Below are 5,874 nucleotides of genomic sequence, written 5' to 3'. Positions count from 1 at the left end.
CGACCAGGTCCTGGCCGATGCTGTCGTGCTTGTTCAGGTTCAGCGCCAGGCGCAGCTTGGTGCCGACGCCGTCGGTGCCGGAGACCAGCACCGGCTGCTTGTAGCCGGCCGGGATCTCGCAGAGGGCGCCGAAGCCGCCCAGGCCACCCATGACTTCAGGGCGTGCGGTGCGTTTTGCCACGCCCTTGATGCGTTCGACCAGTGCTTCGCCGGCGTCGATGTCTACACCGGCGTCCTTGTAGCTCAGGGAGGGTTGCTTGCTCATTGATCCAGGCCTTTAGGAGGGAGGGATTCTTAAAAACGACCATGACGGCCAAGGCCGGCGGGTGAGCGGCGGCTGCCTGAAACGTCAGTGGTCTGTGAAGGCGCGCGATTTTATCAGGGTTGCCGGGCAGCGGCCATCCTCAGGCCGACGGGCAGGGCATTAAAGTGGGTAAAGGTGAGGCACTGAACCTCTGAGATCCGACACCTGTCGGATCCAGGCATATCTGCAGCAACCAATCTTTCACCCGCGCGACTGGTTACCTGGCGCCCCCGTGTATAAGGTATAGGCATTGCGGTAAATGGACAGGAACCCTCCATGCGTTTGTTCAACATTCTGGCAGCAGGTTGCCTGGCCCTGATCTCGGCCACTGCCCTGGCTGAAAATGTCTCCGGCCTTTACCAGGTGCGCGAACCGGTCACCGGGCAGGGGGCTGAGGCGCGTACCGCCGCCACTGCCCAGGCCCTTGACACACTGGTGTTGCGCCTGACCGGCGACCCCAAGGCGGCGCAAAGCCCGGCCCTTGCCGAGCTGCGCAAGGACCCCCAGCAAATCATCAACCAGGTGGGCACCGAAGCCGGCCCACCCGAGTCGGTGCTGGTCGAATTCGACCCTGGCAGTACCGAGCGGGCCCTGCGCAAGGCCGGCCTGGCCCTGTGGGGCAGCAACCGGCCGTCGATCCTTGGCTGGTGGTTGAACGGCAGTGTCGAGGGCAGCAGCCTGGTCGGTGACGGCCAGGCCAGCGCCCAGCCCCTGCGCCGTGCCGCCCAGCACCGTGGCTTGCCACTGCGTCTGCCGCTGGCTGACCTGCAGGAACAACTGGTGGCCAATGCCAAGCAGCTCGAAGCCAGCGACCCGGCGCCGCTGCGCCAGGCCGCCGAACGTTACGGCGCCGATGCCTTGCTGGCGGTGCATGCCCAGGAGGCCGACGGCAAGTGGCAGGGCAAGTGGCAGCTGTGGCTGGGCGACCAGCGCGAGCAGGGCAATGCCGAGGGCGCCGACCAGGCGGCGTTGGCCGATGCGGTGATGCTGGCGGTAAGCAGCCGCCTGGCGCCACGCTATGTCACCCGCCCCGGCGCCAGCAGCCAATTGCAGGTGCAGGTGCAGGGGATGAGCCTGCAGCGCTACGCGGAGTTGGCCCGTGTGCTTGAGCCCTATGGCCCACGCCTGCAAATGGCCGAAGGGACCACCCTGACCTATGGCGTCACCGCCAACCGTGAACAGCTGCGTGCCCAGCTTGCCCTGGCCAAGCTGCAGGAGCTGCCGGCAGAGCAAGCCGCGCCCGCGACACCGGCACCAGTTGCCGGGCAAGACCCGGCCGTGCCGGCGCAACCTGCACCCAAGCCGTTCGATGGCCTGCGATTCCGTTGGTAAGGAGCTCCAAAATTGACTGACATGCGTCGCTGGATCTGGCTGGGCGTTGCACTGCTGCTCGCCGTACTGTTGTACAGCTTGCACAACATTCTCACGCCCTTCCTGATCGGCATTCTCCTGGCGTACCTGGCCGACCCCCTGGTCGACTGGCTTGAGCGCCGGGGGTTGTCACGCACCTGGGGGGTGGTAGTGGTGTTCGGCCTCTTCACTCTGCTGTTCATGGCCCTGTTGCTGGTGCTGGTGCCAATGCTGGCCAAGCAGCTGGTGCGTTTGTACGAGCTGGCGCCGCAGATGCTCGACTGGTTGCAGCATGTGGCGCTGCCCTGGGTGCAACACCGGTTGGGGCTGGCCGATGGTTTCTGGAAGTTCGACAAGATCAAGGCGGCCATCAGCGAACACATGGGGCAGACCACCGACATTGTCGGGGTGGTATTGTCACAGGCGACGGCGTCGAGCCTGGCGCTGATGGCCTGGCTGGCCAACATGGTCCTGATTCCGGTCGTGGGGTTCTATCTGCTACGTGACTGGGACCTGATGATGGCCAAGCTGCGCAGCTTGCTGCCACGCCAGCATGAGGAAGATGTGGTCGGCCTGGCGGGCGAATGCCATGAAGTACTTGGGGCGTTCGTGCGCGGCCAGCTGATGGTGATGGTGGCCTTGGGGTTCATCTATTCTGCCGGGCTGATGCTGGTGGGGCTGGAGCTGGGGCTGCTGATCGGCATGCTCGCGGGCCTTGCGGCCATCGTTCCTTATATGGGCTTCATCATCGGCATTGGTGCAGCGCTGGTGGCCGGCCTGTTCCAGTTCGGCGGCGATTTGTACCCGATGCTGGGCATTGTTGCCGTGTTCATGGTCGGGCAGGCGCTGGAGGGCATGGTGCTGACGCCGTTGCTGGTGGGCGACCGCATCGGGCTGCATCCGGTGGCAGTGATCTTTGCCATCCTTGCCGGCGGTGAGCTGTTCGGGTTTACCGGGGTCTTGCTGGCGTTGCCGGTGGCCGCGGTGATCATGGTGCTGCTGCGGCATGTGCATGATTTGTACAAGGAATCGGATATGTATGCCGGGGATGTGGACCCGGAATTGTGATGCCATATACCTCCGACCCACCCCAAAACCCGCAACCTGTTGATTTTCCTTGCGCTATCCGATGCCGTGATTGTGCACCCAGCGCTGCGGGTATAGACTTTGCACATTGTTCACCAAAGGCCCCCTGCGGTCCTGCCGACCGCCCGCGAGCATGAAACCACCGATCCAGTTGCCCCTGGGTGTGCGCCTGCGCGATGACGCCACCTTCATCAACTACTATCCGGGCGCCAATGCTGCGGCATTGGGCTACGTCGAGCGGCTATGCGAAGCCGACGCCGGCTGGACCGAGAGCCTTATCTACCTGTGGGGCAAGCAGGGTGTTGGCCGTAGCCACCTGCTGCAGGCTGCCACCCACCGCTTTCAGCAGCGCGGCGAGCCCGCGGTCTACCTGCCCTTGGCACAACTGCTCGAGCGCGGTGTAGAGCTGCTCGACTACCTGGCCCAGTATGAACTGGTGTGCATCGACGACCTGCACGTGATCGCCGGCAAGGCAGACTGGGAAGAGGCCATGTTCCACCTGTTCAACCGCCTGCGTGACAGCGGCCGACGCCTGTTGCTGGCAGCCTCGGCTTCGCCACGCGAACTGCCGATCAAGTTGCCGGACCTCAAGTCGCGGTTGACCCTGGCCCTGGTGTTCCAGATGCGTGGCCTGTCCGACGAAGACAAGCTGCGCGCCCTGCAGCTGCGTGCCTCGCGCCGTGGCCTGCACCTCACCGACGAAGTCGGTCACTTCATCCTTACCCGTGGCGCGCGCAGCATGAGTGCGCTGTTCGACCTGCTCGAGCGCCTCGACCAGGCCTCGCTGCAGGCACAGCGCAAGCTCACCATCCCTTTTCTCAAGGAAACCCTCGGCTGGTAACCCCCTGAAAACCTTGGGCCAGAGCGGCAAAACGAAAAAGTCACATGTTTTTCGATAAAATTTGCAAATGGCCATGATAGAGGGCATAGTTTCCCCCTTCTAAAGGATTACAGACACGGTCGTGCCCATGCTGAAGCGCTTCGCACCCCTCGTGCCACTCGCACTCGTGACCCTGCTTTTTGGCTGCGCGGCCCATGGCCCGGCTTCTCAATCAGCACCTCAGGATCACACCCCGATCGCCGCACAGTCGGCGGTCAAGGCCAAAGCCTCGACCTCGTCGGTTTTCGGCGAACCGGAAGAGCTGGCCACTGAAGATGACCTGGAGGTCTTCTCCAGCAGCAGCAAGCCTTACCAGCTGCCAGTACTGGCGGACAGCATTCTCGAGCGTGGCATGTCGTTGATCGGTACCCGCTACCGCTTCGGTGGTACCTCGGAAAAGTCCGGCTTCGACTGCAGCGGTTTCATCGGCTACCTGTTCCGCGAAGAGGCGGGCGTGACCCTGCCACGCTCCACGCGTGAAATGATCAACGTCGATGCTCCGAAAGTGGCACGCAACAAGCTCAAGCCGGGTGATCTGCTGTTCTTCAGCACCAATGGCCGCGGTCGCGTCAGCCATGCCGGCATCTACCTGGGTGACAACCAGTTCATCCACTCCAGCAGCCGCCGCAGCGGGGGCGTGCGCATCGACAGCCTCGGTGACCGCTACTGGAGCAAGACCTTCATCGAAGCCAAGCGCGCCTTGGCCATGGCGCCGACCAACATCGCGCGCAACTGATGAAACGGATGCACCCGCCACGGCGGCGATGCTTTGAAAAAAGCTCGCCGCCGTGCGCATTTACAGAAGTCGTCTAATCTGAATTCTCAACTCTTTTCGGCTGCGGTTCAGCAGTCTCGGACAGGATGGTCTGGCCATGATAAAGATGGCGCGCTTTGCATTTCTCTCCCTGGCGGCCTTGCTGGCTGCCTGCTCCAGCCGCGCGCCCGCGCCGGCGCCTGTGGTGCAGCCGCAGGTCAGCTACAGTCAGCCCAGCCCTTCGCCCATTGCCGATGACGTGCTGATCCGTGCCATCGGTCTGGTAGGCACGCCTTATCGCTGGGGCGGCAACACCCCGGACTCCGGTTTTGATTGCAGTGGCCTGATCAAGTATGTGTACCGTGATGCTGCCGGCATCAGCCTGCCGCGTTCGACGCGGGAGATGATCGTCATGCGTGCGCCGACGGTGGACGCCAAGTCGCTGCAGTCCGGTGACCTGGTGTTCTTTGCCACCAGCGGCGGCTCGCAGGTCAGCCATGCGGGTATCTATGTAGGTGAGGGGCGCTTCGTCCATGCTCCTTCCACTGGCGGCACGGTTCGCCTGGATTACCTGTCCAACAGCTATTGGGCGAAGGCATACCTGGAAGCCAAGCGGGTGATCCCGGCAGGGCATCTGGCACAGAATCCTTAACCCGGTGCCATCGCCGGCATGCCGGCGACAGCCCGCGGTTTTGCTTCAGTGCAGCCTGCTGATTCGCCAGACCACATTGCCCACGTCATCCGCCACCAGCACGCCACCGCGACCGTCGTTGGTCACGCCTACGGGTCGGCCCATGGCATTGCCGCTGCCATCGACAAACCCCGTCAGCAGGTCGACAGGCTGCCCCGATGGTTTGCCGGCAGCGTTGAACGGCACGAAAATCACCTTGTAGCCGCTGTGTGGCTTGCGGTTCCACGAGCCGTGCTGGCCCACCAGTGCCCCCTGGTTGAAGGGCGGCGGCAAAGCGTCGGGGGCGGCGAATGCCAACCCGAGTGATGCGGTGTGTGGGCCTACCGCATAATCCGGCACCCGTGCCTGGGCCACCTTTTGCGGGTTCTGCGGTTGCACCCGGGTGTCTACATGCTGCCCGTAGTAACTGTAGGGCCAGCCATAGAAGCCGCCGTCCTGCACCGATGTGATGTAGTCCGGCACCAGGTCGCTGCCAATTTCGTCGCGCTCGTTCACAGCAGTCCACAATGCCCCGCTGTGTGGTTCCCAGGCCAGCCCGTTGGGGTTGCGCAGGCCGGTGGCGTACAGCCGGTGCTGGCCGCTGGCCGGGTCAACTTCCCAGATGGCCGCCCGGCCTTGCTCTTTGTCCATGCCGTTTTCTCCCACATTGCTGTTGGAGCCAACCGTCACATAGAGTTTTTTACCGTCGCGGCTAGCCACCACGTTCTTGGTCCAGTGGTGGTTCAGCGGACCGCCTGGCAGCTCGACCACCGGCTGCCCTTTTTCACCTATCTGCAAAGCCCCCGGCTGGTAGTGAAAGCGCAACAGCC

General features: G+C 63.4%; 6 protein-coding genes and 1 pseudogene. 5 read left to right on the top strand and 2 right to left on the bottom strand.

What is annotated here, in order from left to right:
* Positions 1-265 (bottom strand): annotated as a pseudogene (locus HP546_RS24495) (phosphoribosylformylglycinamidine cyclo-ligase); the annotation flags it as partial.
* A gap of 315 nt (positions 266-580) precedes the next feature.
* Between HP546_RS24495 and HP546_RS24490 the strand changes: the two are divergent.
* From HP546_RS24490 to HP546_RS24470, 5 genes are all read left to right on the top strand, one after another.
* On the top strand, positions 581-1,636 hold the full coding sequence (locus HP546_RS24490) for a DUF2066 domain-containing protein (protein ID WP_172230648.1): 1,056 nt from the start codon (positions 581-583) through the stop codon (positions 1,634-1,636).
* A gap of 12 nt (positions 1,637-1,648) precedes the next feature.
* On the top strand, positions 1,649-2,722 hold the full coding sequence (locus HP546_RS24485; protein ID WP_172230645.1) for an AI-2E family transporter: 1,074 nt from the start codon (positions 1,649-1,651) through the stop codon (positions 2,720-2,722).
* 151 nt (positions 2,723-2,873) lie between these two features.
* A complete protein-coding gene (gene hda / locus HP546_RS24480; protein WP_056796562.1) occupies positions 2,874-3,581 on the top strand; it encodes a DnaA regulatory inactivator Hda in 708 nt (235 codons plus the stop codon).
* Between the two features lie 127 nt (positions 3,582-3,708).
* The gene (locus HP546_RS24475) at positions 3,709-4,356 is read left to right on the top strand and encodes a C40 family peptidase (RefSeq protein WP_172230642.1); all 648 of its coding nucleotides are present in this window, start codon (positions 3,709-3,711) and stop codon (positions 4,354-4,356) included.
* 136 nt (positions 4,357-4,492) lie between these two features.
* Complete coding sequence (locus tag HP546_RS24470; protein ID WP_172230639.1) at positions 4,493-5,026, top strand: C40 family peptidase; 534 nt, start codon at positions 4,493-4,495, stop codon at positions 5,024-5,026.
* Between the two features lie 45 nt (positions 5,027-5,071).
* On the opposite strand, the gene HP546_RS24465 is transcribed toward HP546_RS24470, so the two are convergent.
* Positions 5,072-5,874, bottom strand: an 803-nt coding sequence (locus HP546_RS24465) for a sorbosone dehydrogenase family protein (RefSeq protein WP_172230636.1), incomplete at its 5' end; no start/stop codon positions are given.

The sequence above is a fragment of the Pseudomonas sp. CM25 genome (assembly GCF_013179705.1).
Taxonomy (GTDB): Bacteria; Pseudomonadota; Gammaproteobacteria; order Pseudomonadales; family Pseudomonadaceae; genus Aquipseudomonas.
This window is presented reverse-complemented; position numbering and strand designations above follow the sequence as displayed.